We start from the raw sequence: 20,734 nt of genomic DNA on the forward strand, positions 1-20,734 counted from the left end.
GGCGTGGGGCGCAGGGGGCATCCGGGGCCGCGCATTCGCTGCCCTGCCCCGGCGAGCGACGGGTGACGGTCAGGGCTTGAGCAGGGCCTTGATGGCGCGGCGTTCGTCCATCGCCTTGTAGCCCTCGGCGACCTGGTCCAGGGGCAGGGTGAGGTCGAAGACCTTGCCCGGGTTGATCCGCCCCGACAGGACGCGGTCGATCAGGTCGGGCAGGTAGCGGCGGACGGGGGCGGGGCCGCCGCGCAGGCCGACGTGGGAGAAGAACAGCTCCACGCCGTCGACCTGTACCTCGTGCGGGACGCCGACGAAGCCGACGTTGCCGCCCGGCCGGGCTGAGTGCAGGGCCTGCCGCATGGCCTCGGCGGTGCCGACGCACTCCAGCACCGAGTCGGCGCCGATACCGCCGGTGAGGTCCTTGACGCGGGCGATGCCTTCCTCGCCGCGTTCGCTGACGATGTCGGTGGCACCGAACTCGCGGGCGAGCTTCTGGCGCGACTCATGGCGGCTCATGGCGATGATCCGCTCGGCCCCGAGTTCCCTGGCGGCGATGACACCGCACAGGCCGACCGCTCCGTCACCCACCAAGACGGCGGTGGAGCCGGGCTTCACCTCGGCGGCGAGGGCGGCGTACCAGCCGGTGCCCATCACGTCGGAGACGGCGAGCAGGCTGGGCACCAACTCGCCGTCCGGGTGGCCGTCGGTGGCGACGAGGGTGCCGTGGGCGTTGGGGATGCGGACGTACTCGGCCTGGCAGGTGCTCATGAACTCGCGGTGCAGGCAGGAGGACTGCCAGCCGCCCAGGCAGTTCGCGCAGGTGTTGTCCGAGGTGGCGAAGGAGCCGACGACGAACTGACCCGGCTTGACGTGGGTGACCTCGCTGCCTGTCTCCTCGACGATCCCGACGTATTCGTGCCCCATCGGGTGCGGGTCGCCGACGGGCTCCAGGCCGCGGTAGGGCCACAGGTCCGAGCCGCACACACAGGTGGCGACCGTGCGGATGATCGCATCGGTGGGTCGGCTGATCTTCGGGTTGTCGAGCTCCTCGAAGCGCACATCGCCGGGGGCGTGTATGACTGCTCCGCGCATGGCTGGGTCTTCCTTCACTGCGAGGGTCTGCGTGCCGGCAGCCGGGGTTTGCGAACGGCTGCTCACGGTGGAGCCTCACACCCGAGGGCTGACGCGAAAAGCGGAGAAAATCATCCTGGGAGAAGAACATCCTGGGAGTGAATTCTCCCCCCTTTCTCCGGTGAGATCGGTGTCATCCTGGGAAGCATGACCGGCAACGTTCCCCTCAATGAGCTGGGAGAATTCCTCAAGAAGCGCCGCTCGGAGCTGAGTCCGCGCACGGTCGGACTGCCCGAGACCGGCAGCCCCCGCCGGGTGGCAGGGCTGCGCCGCGAGGAGGTCGCCCAGCTCGCCAGTATCAGCACCGACTACTACACCCGGCTCGAGCAGGGCCGTATGCAGGCATCGGCGCCCGTGCTCGACACCCTCGCCCGGGTCCTCCACCTGGACGACGACGAGCGGGGCTACCTCTTCCAGCTCGCGGGCAGGACCACCACCCGCATCCGGCGCCGCGGCCGGCAGAAGGTCCAGCCGCAGCTGCAGCGGGTCCTGGACGATCTCACCGCCACCCCGGCCATCGTGCAGGGCCGACGCGGGGACATTCTCGCCTGGAACGCGCTGGCCGCCGCCCTGGTCACCGACTTCTCCCGCATCCCGGAGAAGCACCGCAACTACCCGCGGATCATCTTCACCGACCCGGCCATGCGGACTCTCTACGCCGACTGGGAGACCTCTGCCCACATCGCCGTCGCCCAGCTGCGCATGGAAGCCGCGAAGTATCCCGAGGACCCTCGTCTGATCGAGCTGGTCGGTGAACTGTCCACACGGGACAAGCAGTTCGCCAAGTGGTGGGGTGACCACCGCGTCGCGGCCCGGACCGTGGGCACCAAGACACTGGACCACCCGGTCGTGGGAGAACTCGTCCTCGACTGGGACACCCTCACCGCCAACACCGACCCCGACCAGCACCTGACGGTGTGGACAGCGGCGCCGGGCTCCGCCACCCACGAGCGGCTGCGCATCCTCGCCTCCTGGGCCGCCGACCAGAACCTGTCCCCGTCGCAACCGCTCGGCTGACGGCGTCGGTGTCGGCGAAGGGGGGAGCTGCTGGCGTTTGAGTGCGCATGGGCATGTTCTGGGGCGCATGAGCGTGCGGGCTGGGGCACGTGCGACCTCGTGGGGGCAGAGAACGGGGTTTCGCATGTCGAATGCGTGACCTGTGCTGGTAGTGGTCGTTGGGTGGGCTGAGTGGTTGTTCGGGTGGCTCCGGCGAGGGGGTGACGCGGGATGGGCGTACTGCGGGAGATGGCGGTGCCGTTCGTCGTCGTGGGGCCGTCTGGTGTGGCGGTCCGTGACCGGCTCAAGCACCTGACTGTGGAGGATGAGAAGGTTCTTCGTCTGGTCGGCGATCATCTGGGCACACTCGCCTCCCGGGATCTGAAGGCCCGGTGCGCGGCCGGGCTTGACCATGACACCGAGCAGTGGGCGCAGCGCAAGCGTGCCCTGACCGAGGAGTGCTCTTCGCGTTGGGCCGGGTCGATCACGAAGGCCACCCATGATCAGTGGGCGCTGGCCAGGCGCGGGCAGCTCGCTCATATCCAGGGTCTGGAGGCGGGTGTGCGCACCATCGCGCACCGGTTGTCGCTGGCTGTCGGGGAGAAGGGCGGTAAGCGGGCTCCGGGCGGTTACGCCAGCAGGTGGGAGTGGCATGCGAAGTCGCGCCGTCTGTATGTGCTGGCCGACCGGCTTGAGGCCGCCCGTGCGGACTGGGATGCCGGACGCGTGGGTGTGGTGCGGGGTGGGGAGCGGCTGCTGAACACCCGCCACCACCTGGAGCAGGCGCAGCTGAGCGAGGAGCAGTGGCGTGCGCGGTGGCAGGCCGGGCGCCGGTTCCTCCAAGCCGACGGCGAGAGCGGGAAACGGTTCGGCAACGAGACCATCCGCGTCACCCCCGAAGGCGAGGTCTCCCTCAAACTCCCCGCCCCGCTCGCACATCTGGCCAACGCCCCGCACGGCCGGTACGTCCTCACCGCGCGCGTGGCGTTCGCACACCGGGGTGAGCAGTGGCGCGACCGGGTCACCGCGAACCGTGCCGTCGCCTACCGCATCCACGAAGACACCGCACGCGGCCGCTGGTACCTCACCGCGTCATGGACCATCCCGCCGGTCAAGACCGTGCCCCTGGCCACAGCCCGCGCGAACGGTCTAGTCGGTGTCGACACCAACGCCGACCACCTGGCCGCCTGGCGCCTGGACGCCCACGGCAACCCCGTCGGCGAGCCTGTCCGGTTCGGCTACGACCTGTCCGGCACCGCCGCCCACCGCGACGCCCAGGTACGCCACGCCCTGATCCGCCTGCTGCACTGGGCCAAACGCCACAGCCTCGCGATCGCGATCGAAGACCTCGACTTTACCGCCGAGAAGACCCGCGAGAAGCACGGCCGCCGCAAGAAATTCCGCAAGCTGATCTCCGGCATCCCCGTCAGCAGGCTGCGGGCCCGGCTCGTGAGCATGGCGTCCGAACTCGGCATCACCATCGTCGCCGTCGACCCCGCCTACACCAGCCGGTGGGGCGCCCAGCACTGGCAGAAACCCCTCACCAGCACCCACCGCACCACCACCCGCCACGACGCAGCCGCCGTGGCGATCGGCAGGCGCGCCCTGGGACACCCGATCCGGCTGGGGGTACCTCCCAGGCCCTTAAGGCACTGGGGGAGGACGGCACCGCCCCCACACGACCGGAGTGATCGTGTGGGGCATCGGACCGTCCAGGCCCGACCGGGCACCCCGGGGTGTGAGGAACTCCGCCCCCGCATCCCCGGACCACGGACACGATCCGTGCGCGCCGGATGCGGAGCGAACGCGGAGTACCAGGACGCCCAACACCGTGGGGGGCATCCGGCTGAGCATGAGTCCTGGCACCAGGACTCACTCCCGCTCAGTCTTTAGGAACGGTACAAAACTCTCCCTGCCTCAGGCGTCACCGGTGATGCCAGACTCCCCGCATGGACGGCCGCAGCAGGGCCGGCGGTCGCCCAGGTCCGCGCCGACGACGATCCCGCCTCCTGCCGCGCCGATCCGTACGGAGGCTCCGTACGACCGATCCGTCTGTGATGCGAAGGCGTGTGCATGTCTGCTGAACTCCCTGAAACCGCTGTCCCACCCCCACCGGAGCCAGCGAGTCCTCCTCGGCGCCCAGTCGGCGCACCTTCATCGCCACCAGCACCGCGGTCGGCGTCGTCGGAGGGCCGACCCCGCCGCACGGCGGCTCGATGACCATGGCCGACGTCCGTACCGCCGTGCTGGACGCCTGCGACCCGGACCGCGGTGAGACGTACCAGCGGCTGCTGGCCCGCGACAACCGCACCCACCTGGAGGCGGACGGCTCCTTCCCTCCGCCGCCGGGGCCCGAGAGGCACTCCTTCTACGGCTGCAACGCAACCCTCGCCGAGGTGGCCGCGGAACGGCCCTGCTCGAACACACGGTCACCGACCACCGCGACGGCCGGATCGTCAACTCCAACCTCGCCGACTACCTCGTGCCCGTCAACGCCGACATCCCCGACCTCAAGGCGATCTACCTGGACGGCGAGGACCGCGAGGCCGACCCGCTCGGCGTCAAGGGCCTCGGAGAGCTCGTGATGATCGGCGTGGCACCCGCCATCGCCAACGCCGTCTTCAACGCCACCGGCCGCCGCGTCCGCGAACTGCCCATCACCGCCGAGACGTTGCTCTGACACCGAGCCCCCAGAGGCCGATTCGCGCACCGTGGCTGCCGGGGGCCGTTCCTCCTACGATGGAGGTCGCCGTCGGGGGAGGGTGGGACGTGACGCGTAACGCATCGCAGCCGTCGGGGCGTCGGCTGGAGGACCGGATCGCCTGGGCGGTCAGGAACGCGGACGGTGTCGTCGCCATCTGTGTCGCGCTGGTCATCGGCGTGCTGGACGTCCTGGACAAGAACTTCGACAACAACATCGTCTCCGGCGCCACCCTGCTGGTCCTGGCGGCGCTCGTCTACGGATCGCTGACCGAGCGACGGCGGCGGCTGGCCGACATCCGGGGAGCGACCGAGGGGACGAGCCGGGCGATCGAGGACCTGGCCATGGTGCGGACCCTGTCCGGCGCGGAGGTGACCCTGGCGCACGAGAAGGCCCGCCGGAACACCGCCCGCTGGGTGTTCAAGGGCGGCACCGGCACCTATCTGCGCGCCGTGACCTTGCCGTTGTGCGTCGAGGAGGCGAAGCGGCAGCGACGCTCCCTCAGCATGAAGATCGACATCCTCAACCCGGCCGACGACCGCGTGTGCGCCGCGTACGCGCGGTTCCGGCGCACCTTCGGACACCGGGACGACGGCGGGGCGTTCGCGGAGTGGACCGCCGAGCGCACGAGCAAGGAGTCGTACGCCACCGTGCTCGCCGCAGCCTGGCACCGGCAGCGGCTGGACACCCTGGAGATCGACGTGCACCTGTCGTCGGTGGCACCGACCCTGCGCTTCGACCTGTCCGACACCTGCCTGATCATCACCCAGGACGACCCGCGCCGGGTGAGCCTGTACGTGGAGCGGGGCCGGCCGCTCTACGACTACTACGTCACCGAGTTGCACCAGGGCCGGGAGCAGGCGGTCAAGCTCGATCTGCGGGAGGCCACACCGCTGAGCGACGAGCCGACCGTGGACGAGGCCAGACGGCTGCTCGACCGGCTCGGTCTGCCGCTGCCGGCGAGTTTCACCGACCCGGATGTCGGCGACATCATCGACAGGGCGCTGCGGGCGGAGGACCCCTATCGCAGATGAGCGGCATCTCGGACGAGCGGCGCAGCTCGGCGAAGTCTCGCCGGAAGGGGGGCACGATGGACTACCCGGCCCTGGAACGGGCCGCACGGCGGGACGCCGCCGCCCGTCTGATGCGGCACGCCGCATCGGAACTCGAGCAGGTCGTTTCGGGCCGCAGCGACCTGCGCGCGGTGCGCCATCCCCTGGGATTCATCTGCCTGCCCATCCTCCGCGACGGTCCCCGGGGGGTCTGCGTCCATGTCTTTGGGGGATTCGGGGGATCCGTGCCCTCCGAGCGCTCCCCGCAGGCGCTCTCGCACCAGGTGCACTCGCACAGCTGGGACCTGACCAGCACGGTGCTGTACGGGCGGCTCGGCAACCGGCACATGGAGGTCCACGAGGAGACCGAGAAGCCCACCCACCGGGTGTTCGAGGTGCACAGCGAGCCGTCCGGCGTGGACGAACTGCGGCCGACCGAGCGGCTGGTGCGCTGTCTGCCCGGTGTCGAGCGGACCAGCGTACGAGGTCAGACCTACTCCCTTCCCGCCGGTGAGTTCCACACCACCGTGCTGCCGGACGGCCGCCCCACCGCCACGCTGGTGCTGGGGCGGACGCTGCCCGGCCGGGCGGACCTCTCACTGGGTCCGTTACGGGCCCCGGGCCACCGGGTGGTCCGCCGGATGTGCGACGCGACCCAGACGGCCCGGATCGCTCAGGCCGCCGTCAGGAGGATCCATGAGCCCGAATCCGCCGACCTCGAACCACCTGCCTGACTCGAACCACCTGCCTGAACCGTCTGCCGCGTTCGCCTCCGAGTGCCGTACGGCGGTGGCCGCCGCCGAGGAGGCCGGGGCGCTGCTGCGGTCCCGGTTCCCGGACGGCTTCGCCGCCCGCCCGAAGGGCGAACGAGGCGATGTCGTCACCGATCTGGACCTGATGGCCGAACGCCTCGTCGTGGACCGTATCCGCGAGCGCTTCCCGCACGACCGGATCCTCGCCGAGGAGTCCGGGGAACTGCGCGGCAGTGACGACGACGGCGGCGGCAGAAGCAGCAGCCGCACCTGGCTCGTGGATCCGCTCGACGGCAGCAACAACGTGGTGATCGGGCTGCCCGCCTACGTGGTGGGCATCGCCCTGTGCGTCGACGAGGCACCGGTGGTGGGGGTCGTGCACGATCCGGTGACCGGACGCACCTGGTCGGCGCTGCGCGGCGGCGGCGCGCACGGGCCGCGCGGACGGTTCGCCCGCGTCGCCGACGGCCGTCCGCTCTCGCCGGCGGGGCCGCTGCTCGCCTGGACGCAGGGCCACGCGGTCGGCCGCGACGACCCTACGGCCCGCGCCCTGAAACACACCCTGGAGAACCGGTCCAGGCGGCTGCTCCAACTGTGGGCGCCGCTGCTGACCTGGGCCATGCTGGCCCGGGGGGACATCGACGGGTTCGTGGGATACCGGGCCGAGGCGATCGATCTGCCGGCCGGGGAACTGCTGGCCCGCGAGGCGGGCGTGGCCGTCCGGCACCTGGACGGCCGGGAGTTCCGCGGCGGCTTCAGCGGGCCCGACACGGAGCGTTCCTTCGTCGCGGGGCGGCCGGAGGTGCTGCCGTATCTGCTGGAGCTGGTGGCGGCCTGCGATGCCGTCGGGCGCGGCCGGCCTTCGTACGCGCCGCGCCACCCCCTCCCGTAGCCTCGCCTACCCCGTCAGCGTCAGCGCCAGCACCGACGCCACCACCGCGCCGACAGCCAGCACGGCCCCCGTCCCCATCAGCCGCGCGACCGGCACGCGCACCCCGTACGCATGGCACCGCTCGTACCACAGCAGCGTCGCCAGCGAGGCCCACGGCGTCACCACCGGACCCACGTTGGTGCCGATGAGCAGCGCGAGCAGCTGGTCGTGGTTTCCCACCGGGACGGCTCCCTCCCCGGCCAGGTACACGGGGAGGTTGTTCAGCACGTTCGACAGGCCCCCGCCGACGGCCGCCGCCCGGAACAGGCCCCAGAGACCGCCGTCATGGCCGATCGCGGAGGCCAGCAGGTCGTGCAGCCCGTTGGCGTTGACCGTCTCCACGACCAGGAACATTCCGGGCACCATCACCAGCAGCCGCCACGGGACCAGCGACAGCCGCAGCGCTGAGCGGTCGCGCACCGCGAAGGCCGCCACGGCGACGGCCGCGGCCGTCGCGGACGCGATCCACAGCTCGACGTCGGCGACCAGGATCGCGAGCAGGAACCCGGCGCAGGCGAGCCCGCAGGCGCGGTACAGCACCGGGTCGGCGGGCCGGTGCACCTCGGGCGGCCGGTAGCGGTCGGACTTCCCCGACCGCCCGTCTCCCGCGCTGCCCGCTCGTACGTCGTCCGCGTTGACCGCTCGTACATCGTCCGTGCTGCCCGCCCGTACGTCGTCCGCGGCGCCCGCCCGTAGGTCATCCACGCGGGCCGCGCCGGGCCCGGATGTGGGTGCGGGTGCGTCCGACCGCTTTCCGCGCCGCCAGTAGAACAGCCACAGGCAGACCATGGTCACCGCGATGGCCGCCAGCTGCGGTGCCCACATCCGGCCTGCCAGGCCCAGCGGGGACAGCGCGACCCGGTCCGCGGCCAGCAGGTTCGTCAGGTTGGAGACCGGCAGCAGCAGGCTCGCCGTGTTGGCCAGCCACACCGTCGTCATCGCCAGCGGCACCGGCGCGATACCGACCCGCGAGGCGAGCGCCAGCATCACCGGGGTCAGCAGTACGGCCGTGGTGTCCAGGTTCAGGGCGATGGTCGTGACGGAGGCGAAGGCCACGCAGAGCAGGAACAGAGCCGCGTAGCTGCCCCGCCCGACCCGTGCGACGCGCGCCGCCACCACGTCGAACACCTCGGCCTTGCTGGTCAGTTCGGCCAGCACGATCACCGTACCCAGGAACGCCAGCAGCGGGGCGATCCGCGTCATCGCGTCGCCCGCCGAACCGGTCGGCAGCAACCCCGTGGCCACGCACAACAGCCCGATCGCCAGCAGGCCGATCGCCACCCGGTCGAGCACATGCAGACGCAGAAAGACACGCACGCAGGGAAGGGTCGCACATCTGTGCCCGGCTGTGACCAGGGGCTGTTCCCGAACGCCGACCCCCGCCGGGCCTTTCAGCCACAGGAGTCGTCGCGAAAACGGTTCATACCGACGCTCTCTCATTGCATCATGAATATATGGTGGCTCGACAGATCACCCCGGGGGAAACCGGGCCATTGGACTTCTTCGTGAGTTACTCGCCGGCCGACGAGCGTTGGGCGTCGTGGATAGCCTGGACCTTGGAGGAGGCCGGTTACCGCACGGTCCTCCAGGCATGGGACTTCGTGCCGGGCACCAACTTCGTCGACTTCATGGACCGTGGGGTCAGCGAGTCCGCCGCCGTGATCGCCGTCCTGTCCCGCAACTACGAGCGCTCCCGCTACGGCCGCATGGAGTGGCAGGCCGCGTTGCGCGCCGACCCCGACGCCCCGGAGCGAAGACTGCTCACCGTTCGCGTCGAGGACATCCCGGTGGAGGGCCTGCTGGCCACCATCACGTACGTCGACCTGGTCCCCGTCACCGACGCGTCGGCCGCCCGGGAGCTGCTCCTCACCCGGGTCCGCCAGGCCCTCGACGGCCGCGCCCGGCCGAGCCTGCGCCCCGGCTACCCCGGCGGGACCGGTGGGAACGGCCTCCCGGCGCCGCCGGCCCCTGCGGGGTCCACCGCCGCTCTCACCGCTCCCACGGCTCCCGCACGGCCGCTCGGCCGCCCCGGCTGGGCCGGGCGGCGCAGGCCCGCGGCACCGCCCGTGTACCCGCGCACCCAGGCGGACAGCCGGGTACGCGAGGCGGTCACCGTGCTCCACCTGGCCGGCCCCGCCTTCGGCCGCGGCCAGGACCCCGCCGGGTTACAGGCGGCGATCTGGGGCGACCTCGTCGAACTCACCGACGCCGGAGCCCCCGCCCCCGACCTGCTGGTGGTCACCGGTGACCTCACCGCCTCCGGCAGCCCACGGGAGTTCGAACAGGCGCTGGCCTTCCTCACCGGTCTGCGCGCGCTGCTCGGCCTCGAACCGCACCGGGTCGCCCTCGTCCCCGGCGGCCGGGACGTCAACCAGGCCGCCTGCCGGGCCTACTTCAGCACGTGCGAGGCCGACGAGATGCCGCCCCGGCCGCCGTACTGGCCCAAGTGGCGGCACTTCGCCCGGCTCTTCCAGGAGCTCTACCAGGGTCTCGACGCCGTCTTCGACAGCGACCAGCCGTGGACCCTCTTCCCGGTGCCCGAACTGCACACCGTCGTCGCGGGCCTGAACTCCTCGATGGCCCACAGCCACCGCCTCGACGACCAGTACGGCATGGTCGGCCCCGAACAGGCCGCCTGGTTCGCCCAGGCGTTGCGGCCGTACGAGGACGAGGGGTGGCTGCGGATCGGCGTCCTGCGCCATCCGCCCGGGGCGGTCCCCCGGATCGGTGCGGCCCCCCGGCCCGGTCCGGCCCGCGCCGGAGCCCCGGACGACGCCGGGCCGTTGCGCGACACCGACGTGCTGGCCCGGCTGACCGCGCCCCGGCTGCACCTGCTGCTGCACGGCCCGACCGGCTCCGGGGCGCGGCCGGTCCTGACCACCCAGTCCGGTGAGGTACAGGTGCTCGGTTCCACCGGGCCCGGCCGGCACCAGTTGCTCCGCGTCAGCCGCGACGGCCTGACGAACTGGCAGGGGGATCCGCGGGGACAGGCCCAGAGCGCGCCCCAGCGCCGCCAGGTCGAGTGGCGGCGGGCCCACCGCGCCTTCGGCCCCGGCCCGGACGCACCGGCGGCCGCCCCAGGCCCGGGGACCGCCACGACGGACGCCCCGGAAGGCGCGCCCGCCACCGGGCAGCCCGCCACCGGCGAGCCCGAGCTCCGCGCCGTGCAGTCCCCGGCCGAGGCGCTGCTCGCCCGCGTCGCCGAGGTCTGCCGCACCCGCCACGAGGGCGCCCAGATCCGCCCGGTGGCCGGACCCGTGCCCCAACTGCTCGTCACCTGGACCCAGTCGGGCTTCGTCCGGCAGCAGCGCGTGGCCGTGCACACCGGCACCCCCACCGCGCAGGACGTCGAGCGCTTCGTGGCCCTCGTGCACGCCGCGGACTCCGAGACCGAGGCCGAACTCGTCCACGACGGCCCGCCGCCCGCCCGCGAGCTGCGCGATCTGGCCCGCCGCAGGGGCGTACGGGTGCGCAGCTTCACCGAGTTCCAGGGCCTGCTCGACCTGCGCGGCTACGTCGGCGCCCAGAGCGAGCGGCTGCGCACCGACCCCCGCTACCCCCCGGACATGTACCTGCCGCAGCGGTACCGGGAGGTGGAACGCCTCGGTGCCGAGGACCGCGACGGACTCGTCGACGACATGCTGCGGCTCCTCGACTCCGACCAGGGCCGCTTCCTGCTGCTGCTCGGCGACTTCGGGCACGGCAAGACCTTCGCGCTGCGTGAGCTGGCCCGCCGTATCCCGGCCGAACTGCCGCATCTGGTCCCGCTGTTGGTGGAACTGCACGCTCTGGACCGCGCCTACTCCTTCGAAGGACTGGTCGCCGCCCACCTCGCCGCCCACGGCGTCGACAACATCGACCTGCGGGCCTTCCGCTACATGCTCCAGCAGGGCCGGATCGTGCTGCTCTTCGACGGCTTCGACGAGCTCGTCAACCAGGTCACCTACGACCGCGCCGCCGAACGCCTCCAAGTGCTGCTGGACTCGGCCGTGGACAGCGCCAAGATCGTGGTCAGCAGCCGGACCCAGCACTTCCGCTCCCAGGGGCAGGTACTGACCGCGCTCGGCGAGCGCGTCGGCCTGCTCCCGCAGCGCCGGGTGCTGGCGGTGCAGGAGTTCACCCCGCAGCAGATCCGCGCCTACCTGGTGAACCGCTACGACGGCGACGACCGCGCCGCCGAGCGCCGCGTACGGCTCCTCGATGCCATCCCCGACCTCCTCGCCCTGTGCCGCAACCCCCGGCTGCTCGGCTTCGTCGCCGACCTCGATGACGACCAACTGCGCGCGGTCGCCGGAGCGGGCCGCGCGCTCAGCCCCGCCGGGCTCTACCAGGAGGTCCTCACCGCCTGGCTGCGCTTCGAGGAGCACCGCGGCACCGGCGGCCCCGGCCGCGCGCCCGGACTCAGCCTCGACCAGCTGTGGAACGCGGTCACCGCGCTCGCCCTGCGCCTGTGGGAGAGCGGCCAGGACTCGCTGCGGCTCGACGAACTGACCGACGTCGCCGAGACATTGACCGGGCTCGCCGACAGCCGCCTCTCGGTACCGCAGGCCGCGCACGCCGTCGGCTCCGGCAGCCTGCTGGTCCGCAGCGAGGACGGGGTGTTCCGCTTCATCCACGGCTCGGTCGTGGAGTGGCTGATCGCCCGGGAGTGCGCCCTCAGGCTGGCCGCCGGTGACACCACGCTGCTCGTACGGCGCCAACTGAGCCGCCTCGCCGTGGAGTTCCTGTGCGACCTCGCCGACCACCGGGTCTGCCAGGAGTGGGCCGAGGGCGCGCTCAGCGGCCCCGCCGGGGACGACCCGGAGCTCACCGCGCGGGGCGAGGAGATCGCCCGCGCCAACGCCGTGAAGATCCTCACCCGGCTGCGGGTGCCCGCCCACACCGACCTGCGCGGCGCCGCCCTCGCCGGGGAGGACCTGTCCTACCGCGACTTCTCCGGCGTCGACCTCACCCGCGCCGACCTCACCGACGCCCGCCTCGTCGGCGCCAACCTCTCCGGCGCCGTGCTGCGCCACGCCCGGCTGACCGGGGCGTGGCTCGACGGCGCCGACCTGACCGGCGCCGACCTGCGCGGCGCGGATCTGCGGCGGGCCCGGCTGATCCGTACCGACCTGACCGGCGCCCGCGTCGAGGGCGGCCGGTGGCGACGGTCCGCGCTCGTCTCGGCCACCACCGGGCCCGGCCTGCCGGACACCCCGGAACTGGCCACCGCCGCCGTCGCCCCCGGGATGGCCGTCGACTCCGGCTTCCGGCCTTCGGCGGTCGGTGTTCCGTACGGCTACGACATGCGCACCAGCCGGCTGCCCGAACCCCTCTCGTACAGCCCCGACGGCGAACTCCTCGCCGTGGGCAGCGAGGACGGGGGAGTGCTGGTCTGCGACGCCGTCACCGGCACCGCCCTGCGCACCCTTCAGGGGCACACCGGCCGGGTCTACGCGGTCAAGTTCCGTGACCGGGTGCTGGCCACCGGGAGCGCCGACGGCACCGTACGCCTGTGGGACCCGGTCTCCGGACGGTGCCGGCATGTGCTGCGGATCCACCCGAAGGGCGTCTGGCCGGTCGTCCTCGACTCCGAGGGCTCCCTGCTGGCCACCGGCGACGCCGACGGCGTGGTCACCCTGTGGGACACGGCCTCCGGCACCCCGCTGCACCGGCTGCCCGGCCACGCGGCCCCCGTCTACACGGTGGCTTTCGGGCCGGACGGCACCACCCTCGTCACCGGGGACGCCTCCGCCGCCGTACGGCTGTGGGACCTCGCCACCGGACGGCCGCTCGGTGAACTGCCGGGCCACCGGGGCGCGGTGTTCCGGGCCCGGTTCAGCCCCGACGGGACGCTGCTCGCCACCGGGGACATGGGCGACGGGCGGGGGGCCGGCACGGTCCGGGTGTGGGACGTCGCCGGGCGACGCGTGCTGCACGAGTTCACCGGCCACCCGGGCCGCGTCTACACCCTGGACTTCCACCCCAGCGGCAGGTTCCTGGTGAGTGGGGACACCGAAGGGGACGTACGGCTGTGGGACCTGGCCGCGGGCGGCCTCGCCGGGCTGCTCGGCGGCTGCCGCGGCGCCGTCTACCAGGTGCTGTTCGACCCCGACGGGACGCTGCTCGCCGCCGGGGACAGCGCCGGAGTGGTCCGGCTGTGGCGGATCGACCCCGAGGCCGCCCCGGCGCCCGGCGGCCCGCCCGTCGCCGTGCCGCTGACCCGGCAGCCCTCGGAGCACCGCGGCTCGGTCTGGGTGGCCAAGTTCCGTCCGCACGGCGACACGCCCGCCCTGGACACCGGCTCGCTGCTGGTGACCGGCGGCAACGACGGCGTCGTACGGATCTGGGACCCGGCCACCGGCCAGGGGCGGCGCATCCTGCGCGGCCACGGACGGCGTATCGGCACCGTGTCGTTCAGCGCCGACGGATCGATGCTGGCGGCCGGCGGCAACGACGGCGTCGTCGGCGTGTGGCACTCCGCCACCGGGCGCCGGCTGCGCGAACTCACCGGCCAGGGCGACCGTCTGGTCTCGGCGGTGTTCTGCCCCGGCGGCACACTTCTCGCCACCGCGAGCAGCGACGGCGACATGTACCTGTGGAACGCCGCCACCGGCGAGTACCAGCGCGAGATGGACGTCGAGACCGACCACGTCTGGGCGGAGGCGTTCAGCCCCGACGGCGAACTGCTCGCCACGGCCAACGACGACGACACCGTACGGCTCTGGTACCGGGCCACCGGGGCGCACGTCACCACCATCGGCGAGCACTTCGGCCGGGTCCGCTCGATCGCCTTCCGGCCCGACGGCGCCGTCCTCGCCACCGGCTGCGACGACCGCAAGGTACGCATCTGGGACCTGGCCGGCCACCGGATCACGGCCGTCCTCGACGGCCACACCGACCGGGTGTACGCGGTGGCGTTCGCGCCCGACGGGTCCTGGCTGGCCAGCGCCTCCTGGGACGGGCACGCCGTGATCTGGAAGGACGGCGCGGCCGCGCACCGGCTGACCGGCCACACCGGCAAGCTGTGGACGGCCGCGGCCCACCCCCTGCGCCCCCTCCTGGCGACGGCCGGCGACGACCGGACGGTCCGCCTGTGGGACGCCCGCACCGGCCGCGAGACCGCCGCCCTGACCGGCCACACCGGCCGGGTGCTGGCGGTGGCCTTCAGCCCCGACGGCTCGTTGCTGGCCAGCGGCGGCGAGGACGGCACGGTACGGCTGTGGAGCGTCCCCGCCGACGCGCCCGCCGACGCCCCGGCCACGCCGCGCGCCACCCTCGTCGGGATGCCGGGCGGCTGGGCCGCGCTCTCGCCGTCCGGCGGCTACAAGTACGAGGGCGACGTCACGGGCGAGTTCTGGCACGTGGTCGGCATGTGCCGCTTCGAGCCCGGCGAACTCGACGGGCACCTGCCGGGGGTGCGGCACGTGCCGCTGGAGGAGCCGCTGGAGTGAGACGGGTCCGGCTTCTCGTCGTGGCTAGCCGAGCGCGGCCTGGACGATCCGGTCGACCACCGGGTTCGTGTCCTCGGACTTCGCGTCGGTGGCGTTGACCGAGTACACCAGGGTGAAGGACAGGTTCGCGGTGGCGCCGATGCCCGTGTTGTAGCCCGGGCGGGCGCCTGTCTTGAACCACAGCTCGCGGCCGTCAGGGAGCTTCTGCAGCGTCAGTCCCGCGCTCATCGTCGCGCCGGGGGCGTCCGCCGGCGTGAGCATCTCCTTCTCCAGCAGCGGTTTCGGCACGATCTCTCCGCTGAACAGCGCGACCAGGAACTTCTCCAGGTCAGCCGTGGTCGAGATCATGTCGCCCGCCGCCCACCGGTCGGACATGTTCCACTCGGTGGCGTCGACCAGGCGTCCGTCCGCCAGGAGCTGGTAGCCGCGGTTGTGCGGGCCGTGGACGCGGGGGTCCGGGCCGCCGGGGAAGGACGTGTCCCGCATACGGGCCGGCTTCAGCACGCGGACGGACGCCTGGTGCTCGTACGAGTCGCGCGTCACCCGCTCGATCAGCATGCCGAGCACGGTGTAGTCGATGTTCTGGTACTGCTGCCGGTCTCCTGGGTCGAAGGCGGGACCCTGGGCGACGGACGAGGCCACGACCTCCTCGGGGGTGAGGGTGACGAAGCGGTTCTCGTAGCCCTCGCCGTTGACCGGGCCGAGGTCCTTGCCCGGTTGCAGACCGCTCGTGAAGGTCAGCAGGTGCCGCACGGTGACGGGCTTGTCGAAGGCGTCGGTGAGCAGGCCCGGGAGGTACGTCTCCACGTTCTCGTCCAGGTCCACATCCCCCTCGGCGGCCAGCTGCAGCACGATCGCGGCCGTCACCACCTTCGTCGTGGAGCCGGCACGGAAGCGCCCGTCCTCCAGGGCCGGGCGGTTCGTCTTCAGGTCACGGACCCCGGAGGTGCCGTGCCAGGTCCACTTCTCGCCGCTCACCCGTACGAGCGCGGCCGTCGCGTCGTCGTCCGGCAGTCCGGAGATCGCCTTGCAGAGCGCGGTGTGGTTCGGGCCCGTGGTGTCGCAGCGTGCGGGCGGCGGGGTGGCGTGGGAGGTGGCGGCCACCGCGGGACCGGCCGCCATGCCCAGGGCGAGGACGGACGCGAGGGCGATGGCTGAGCGTCTGCGCGTGGGCATCGGCAACTCCTGGGTACGGGGCGGGTGTTGTTCCGTCGATCATGCGGCGGGGCGCGTGTCCCGCGGGTCATCAGTGAGGAGGGCGCGGCCCCGGAGACGGTCCCGGGGGAGCCCCTAGGGGGCCCGTGGCCCAGAGGACTTCAACCGGTTTCCGGGAGCGAAAAACTGTTATCCGTGCGCCTCCACCCCGTCTCCACACGCGTCACCTGTTCCCCACGCACAGGAGCGAGACTGTGATCTCCGTCGCGAGCCGACTCCCCGGCCCGTCGCTCGCCAGGTTGGCTGAGAAAGTACGTTCGGAGGGAGCGTGACGGCGGAGAGGACGCGCGTGGACGGGAGGCAGTGGCGTGCCACCATCGCGGCCGCACAGGCCGGTGACCGGCGTGCCCTGGACGAGCTCGTCGAGGGCTGGCTGCCGCTTGTCTACAACATCGTCGGCCGGGCCCTCAACGGTCACGCGGACGTCGACGACGTGGTGCAGGAGACGATGCTGCGTGCCGTCGACAACCTCGGCTCGCTGCGCGATCCGGACAGTTTCCGGTCCTGGCTGGTCGCGATCGCGATGCGGCAGATACGGGACCGGGCGCGCCGGAAGTCCGCCGACCGGCTGACCGAGGACGTGGCCCACGACGCCGCCGACTTCGCCGAGCTCACGGTGTTGCGGCTGCAGTTGGAGGGGCAGCGGCGCGAGGTCGCCGAGGCGGTGCGCTGGCTCGACGACGAGGACCGGCAGCTGCTGTCCCTGTGGTGGCTGGAGGTCGCCGGCGAGCTGAGCCGGCGCGAGCTCGCCGACGCGGTCGGGATCAACCGCCAGCACGCCGCCGTACGCGTCCAGCGCATGAAGGCCCGCCTGGAGACCGCGCGCGGCATCGTCCGGGCCCTCGACGGGGCCTGCCCCGAGCTGCGCGAGCTGACCGGCCGCTGGGACGGCCGGCCCGACTCCGTGTGGCGCAAGCGCTTCGCCCGGCACATCCGTGGCTGCGCGTACTGCGCCGAGCCCGGCCGGGCGGTCGTGCCGGCCGAGCGGCTCCTCGTCGGGCTCGCCCTCGTCCCGGTGCCGGTCGGGTTCACCCTGTCGCTGGTGTTCGGCGGCAAGACCGCCGTGGCCGCGACGGCCACGGCCACCACCGTGGGCTGGTCCGCGAAGTTCCTCGGCGCGCTCACCCAGCCCGCCGTGGCGGTGACGGCCGGAGCGACGTTCGTCGCGGGCGGCGCGTACGTCGTCACGCAGACCCCGGACGCCCCGCCTCCGCGCGCGGCGGCTCCCACGGCCGCGAGCACGGCCCGCCTTCCGTCGAGCACCCCGTCGGCCCCCACCCCGTCCGTCTCACCCTCGTCCTCGCCCTCGCCGACGCGCACGAAGAAGGCCGACCCGTACGGGACGGTCGTCGACGCCGTCGACAAGGCCCCCGACCCGGACACCGAGCCCGCGGCCCTGCCGCGACGGCCCGCCTCCGGCGTCACCAGCAGCGGGGGCGCCCACGCCACCATGAACCACCGCGGGGACAGCGTGACGCTTCAGGGCCAGGGCTATGTCCTCGTCCGCTGGCAGATCTCGCCGCAGTACCGGGCGGGCAGCCTGGTCATGCCTTCCTGGACGGGCCTGAAGGGCAAGCTCTTCCACGTGGCCTCGGGCGGCGGCCGCCGCATGGACGACCCCGTCAGCAGCACAGACACCTCCGCCACCGGCATGGGCAACGCGACCACCGGCTACGCCGTCCTGCCGTCCGGCACCCAGCAGATGTGGCAGAACGAGTACTTCTACGTCGACGGCGAGGTCACCCTCACCGTGAACGAACGCGGCGCCGACTACGGTCTGAACGTCTTCCCGAGCACCTGGGACAAGGTGGAGGAGGACGTGCGGAGCGGGCCCCCCGACGGCACGACGCGCTACGGCCTCGTCCGTGACACCGGCAAGGACAACGCCCCGGTCCCGCAGTACCTCACGCGCGCGACCCCGGCCGACCCGGCGACGGTGCCTCAGCGCTCGCGCGTGTAGCGGTCCTGGGCGGCGTCTCGCGCAACGCCGTCTCGCGCAAGGCCGTCCCGCGCAACGCGCACAGCGTCTCGATCCGGTTCGTCGTGATCGAGTCGACGCCCGCGTCCAGCAGCCGCCGCATCGAGCGACGGGTGTCGGGCGTCCACACCGACAGCAGATAGCCGCCCCGGTGGACGTGGGCGGCGAGCTCCCGGGTCACCAGCCCGAAGCGGTAGTTGAGCCAGCGCGGGCGGACGGCGTCGAGGAGCGCCGGGCGCGGTGGGGCGAGCGTCGTCCAGGTCAGGGCGATCTCGGCGGAGCGGTCGGCGGCGCGTACGGCGAGCATCGTGTCGGCGCCCGCGCAGTAGTAGACCCGTTCCTCGGCCCCGCACTCCTTCACGACGTCCACCACGCGCCGTACCGCGCGGGGATCGGCCGCGCCCGGAAGGTCGATCATCAGCCGGCTGTCCCCGGCGGCGAGCAGCGCGTCCGCCAGCGTCGGCACCCCGCCGCCGGTGAGCCCGCGCACCTCGGCCGAGGACAGCGCGGCCAGCGGCCGGTCCTGCTCCCACAGCCGCTTCAGGGTCGCGTCGTGCAGCAGGACGGGCACGCCGTCCCGGGTCAGCCGTACGTCGATCTCCACCGCGTCCGCGCCCGCGGCGAGCGCGGAGCGCAGGGAGTCGATCGTGTTCTCGCGGACACGGTAGGGGTGGCCGCGATGGGCCACGGCTGTCACGGTGTGCATGGGCCCCATTGTGGTTGCTGCCGGGCGGGCCGGGACAGGAGGGCGCCAGGCGGGAGCCCAGGGCTCCCGGAGGGGCTCAGGGGGCGAGCCAGGCGGAGGTGTACGTGTCGATCTCGTCCGCGATCCGCGCCTTGCCCGCCGCGTCCAGGAAGGACGCCTCCACCGCGTTCTTGGCCAGCGCGGCCAGCCCCTGCTCGTCGAGGTCGAGGAGGCGGGCTGCGACGGCGTACTCGTTGTTGAGGTCCGTGCCGAACATCGGCGGGTCGTCGGAGTTGATGGTGACCAGTATCCCGGCCCGCACGAACTCCTTGATCGGGTGCTCGTCGAGCGTGCGGACCGCGCGGGTGGCGATGTTGGAGGTCGGGCAGACCTCCAGGGCGATGCGGTGCTCGGCGAGGTGGGCGAGGAGCTTCGGGTCCTTCGCGGAGCTGGTGCCGTGCCCGATGCGCTCCGCGCGCAACTCGGTCAGGGCGTCCCAGACGGTCTCCGGTCCCGTGGTCTCGCCCGCGTGCGGCACGGAGTGCAGACCGGCGGCGATGGCCCGGTCGAAGTACGGCTTGAACTGCGGCCGCGGTACGCCGATCTCGGGACCGCCGAGCCCGAACGAGACCAGGCCCTCCGGGCGCAGAGCGTCGGTCGTGGCCAGCCGGGCCGTCTCCTCGGCCGAGGCCAGGCCCGCCTCGCCGGGGATGTCGAAGCACCAGCGCAACACGGTCCCGAAGTCGGCCTCGGCCGCCTTGCGGGCGTCCTCGATCGCGTCCATGAAGGCGCGCTCGTCGATGCCGCGGCTGGTGGAGGAGTACGGCGTGACGGTCAGCTCGGCGTAGCGCACCTGCTGCCGGGCCATGTCCCGGGCGACCTCGTAGGTGAGCAGCCGGACGTCCTCGGGGGTGCGGATGAGGTCCACCACGGACAGGTACACGTCGATGAAGTGGGCGAAGTCCGTGAACGTGAAGAAGTCGACGAGGGCCTCGGGGTCGGTGGGGACCTTGGAGTCGGGGTGCCGGGCGGCCAGTTCCGAGACGATGCGGGGGGAGGCGGAGCCGACGTGGTGCACGTGCAGTTCGGCCTTCGGGAGACCGGCGATGAAGGCGTGCAGGTCGCGGGCGGCGGAGGCGGTGGCACTGGTCGGGCCCTCGGGTACCTCGGGTACGGCGTGCTGGTCGGTCAAGGTTCCTCCCCGGGAACGGCGTCCACCGGACTGTGGCCGGGGGCGCGGGTGATCGGCTGATCGATGACTCGGGGATCATCGTAGGCGGCGGCCCGTGCGGCGGAGGTGTGGGCCGTAGCATGACGGAGGGTACGACAGAGGGGATCCCGTGCATGTCCGACGAGGCACAGCCGCCGCAGCCGCCGGGCACCCCGGACCCGAACCCCTGGGCTCCCCCGGAGAACCGTCCCCCGGCTGAGCCCTGGCCTCCGGCGAACACGGCGCCGACTCCTCCGACCGACTCCGACTCCGGTGCCGATCCCGGCTCCGGTGCCGATCCCGGCTCCGGCTCCGGTCCTGGCTCCGGCTCCGGTGCCGATCGCGGTCCCGAATCGCAGGACGCCGTCCCGGCTGATGAGGTCCGGCCGGCCAGTTGGGCTCCCGCGCCGAAGGCGCAGTTCGACAGGCCGTCGGCTCCTCCGGCCGGGCCTTGGCCTTCGGAGAACACGGCGCCGACTCCTCAGACCGGCTCCGGCTCCAGCGCCGATCCCGGGTCCGGCTCCGGCGCCGATCCCAGTCCCGAACCGCAGGACGCCGTCCCGGCCGCTGAGGTCCGGCCGGCCAGTCCGGCCCCCGCGCCGAAGGTCCAGCTCGACAAGCCGACGACCCCCGCGCCGAAACCGCCGACCCCATCG

The 20,734-nt window shown here is 72.8% G+C and carries 11 protein-coding genes and 2 pseudogenes; 8 read left to right on the forward strand and 5 right to left on the reverse strand.

Annotated elements, in window-relative coordinates; genetic code table 11:
• Positions 1-69 precede the first annotated feature (69 nt).
• Positions 70-1,086 (reverse strand): zinc-dependent alcohol dehydrogenase family protein, encoded by a 1,017-nt coding sequence (locus tag FNH08_RS19485; RefSeq protein ID WP_152772774.1) that lies wholly within the window; start codon positions 1,084-1,086, stop codon positions 70-72.
• Positions 1,087-1,272: 186 nt separating this feature from the next.
• Between FNH08_RS19485 and FNH08_RS19490 the strand changes: the two genes are divergently transcribed.
• The 6 genes and pseudogenes from FNH08_RS19490 (at position 1,273) to FNH08_RS19520 (ending at position 7,518) form a co-directional block, all read left to right on the forward strand.
• On the forward strand, positions 1,273-2,142 hold the full coding sequence (locus FNH08_RS19490; RefSeq protein ID WP_152772775.1) for a helix-turn-helix domain-containing protein: 870 nt from the start codon (positions 1,273-1,275) through the stop codon (positions 2,140-2,142).
• 210 nt (positions 2,143-2,352) lie between these two features.
• Positions 2,353-4,014, forward strand: coding sequence for a transposase (locus tag FNH08_RS19495; RefSeq protein WP_194238533.1), 1,662 nt, complete (start codon positions 2,353-2,355; stop codon positions 4,012-4,014).
• Between the two features lie 299 nt (positions 4,015-4,313).
• A pseudogene (locus FNH08_RS19505) lies at positions 4,314-4,801 on the forward strand (xanthine dehydrogenase family protein molybdopterin-binding subunit); the annotation flags it as partial.
• An 89-nt stretch (positions 4,802-4,890) separates the two neighbouring features.
• The gene (locus FNH08_RS19510; RefSeq protein WP_322724853.1) at positions 4,891-5,856 is read left to right on the forward strand and encodes a hypothetical protein; all 966 of its coding nucleotides are present in this window, start codon (positions 4,891-4,893) and stop codon (positions 5,854-5,856) included.
• Positions 5,853-6,608: a hypothetical protein gene (locus FNH08_RS19515; RefSeq protein ID WP_228034228.1), complete on the forward strand. Its 756-nt coding sequence runs from the start codon at positions 5,853-5,855 to the stop codon at positions 6,606-6,608. The genes FNH08_RS19510 and FNH08_RS19515 overlap by 4 nt, the downstream gene beginning before the upstream one ends.
• Positions 6,571-7,518, forward strand: coding sequence for an inositol monophosphatase family protein (locus tag FNH08_RS19520; protein WP_152772777.1), 948 nt, complete (start codon positions 6,571-6,573; stop codon positions 7,516-7,518). Before FNH08_RS19515 ends, FNH08_RS19520 begins: the two co-directional genes overlap by 38 nt.
• 6 nt (positions 7,519-7,524) lie before the next feature.
• On the opposite strand, the gene FNH08_RS19525 is transcribed toward FNH08_RS19520, so the two are convergent.
• The gene (locus tag FNH08_RS19525) at positions 7,525-8,874 is read right to left on the reverse strand and encodes an ArsB/NhaD family transporter (protein WP_194238534.1); all 1,350 of its coding nucleotides are present in this window, start codon (positions 8,872-8,874) and stop codon (positions 7,525-7,527) included.
• Between the two features lie 188 nt (positions 8,875-9,062).
• Between FNH08_RS19525 and FNH08_RS19530 the strand changes: the two genes are divergently transcribed.
• The gene (locus FNH08_RS19530; RefSeq protein WP_322724855.1) at positions 9,063-14,990 is read left to right on the forward strand and encodes a WD40 domain-containing protein; all 5,928 of its coding nucleotides are present in this window, start codon (positions 9,063-9,065) and stop codon (positions 14,988-14,990) included.
• A 24-nt stretch (positions 14,991-15,014) separates the two neighbouring features.
• On the opposite strand, the gene FNH08_RS19535 is transcribed toward FNH08_RS19530, so the two are convergent.
• Positions 15,015-16,166, reverse strand: a complete 1,152-nt coding sequence (locus FNH08_RS19535; RefSeq protein ID WP_152772779.1) for a serine hydrolase domain-containing protein — start codon at positions 16,164-16,166, stop codon at positions 15,015-15,017.
• Between the two features lie 307 nt (positions 16,167-16,473).
• On the opposite strand from FNH08_RS19535, the gene FNH08_RS19540 reads away from it, so the two are divergent.
• On the forward strand, positions 16,474-18,165 hold the full coding sequence (locus tag FNH08_RS19540) for a sigma-70 family RNA polymerase sigma factor (RefSeq protein ID WP_322724856.1): 1,692 nt from the start codon (positions 16,474-16,476) through the stop codon (positions 18,163-18,165).
• Here FNH08_RS19540 and FNH08_RS19545 read toward each other — a convergent pair.
• Both FNH08_RS19545 and FNH08_RS19550 read right to left on the reverse strand, forming a co-directional pair.
• Entirely contained in the window at positions 18,110-18,889 is a 780-nt protein-coding gene (locus FNH08_RS19545) for a glycerophosphodiester phosphodiesterase (RefSeq protein ID WP_152772780.1), read from the reverse strand. The two genes, FNH08_RS19540 and FNH08_RS19545, sit on opposite strands and share 56 nt — an antisense overlap.
• A 76-nt stretch (positions 18,890-18,965) precedes the next feature.
• Positions 18,966-20,125: pseudogene (locus FNH08_RS19550) on the reverse strand (adenosine deaminase).
• Positions 20,126-20,734 lie beyond the last annotated feature (609 nt).

Origin of the sequence: Streptomyces spongiae, from assembly GCF_009377185.1 — a bacterium.
GTDB lineage: Bacteria > Actinomycetota > Actinomycetes > Streptomycetales > Streptomycetaceae > Streptomyces > Streptomyces spongiae.